This is a genomic window from Alkalibacterium sp. s-m-28 (assembly GCF_054658175.1).
On sequence record NZ_BAAGIQ010000287.1, the window covers coordinates 1 to 418 of the forward strand.

Annotated in this window: 1 protein-coding gene; it reads left to right on the forward strand. The window is 42.1% G+C overall.

All coding sequences use genetic code 11. The features are described from left to right. The coding region (locus tag ACYQ4S_RS12355; RefSeq protein WP_459771470.1) for a transposase at nucleotides 1-399 on the forward strand (399 nt) is incomplete at its 5' end. Nucleotides 400-418 lie beyond the last annotated feature (19 nt).

The following is a 418-nucleotide window of genomic DNA, read 5'->3' on the forward strand; positions in this document are numbered from 1 at the left end:
AAGGAACAAATGGATGACAGGCTGAATAAACTAGCCAAAACCCCGAAGGGGAACCAAAGACAAACATCGGTGAATTACAATTGGGAATACTTTAAACATCAAGCGAAAGCACACCTGGAGAGCGATTATGGAAGACGGATCTATGCCCAGCGAAAGATTGACGTAGAAACTGTTTTCGGTCGGATGAAAGGTGTCTTTGGCATGCGCCGCGTTCATGTCAGAGGGAATCAAGCCGTGCATAATGACATTGGCTTGATGCTTATGAGCATGAATTTAACGAAACTGATCCTCGAACTCCGAAGAAAAGGAGGATGTACTTCTACATCTTCAGAAAAAATACAAAAGAACAATGAAGACCATCTAAAACCGACGGTTTTCATTGTTCTTTTTGTTTGTTAAGAGCTGGTTTTTTCCCAGC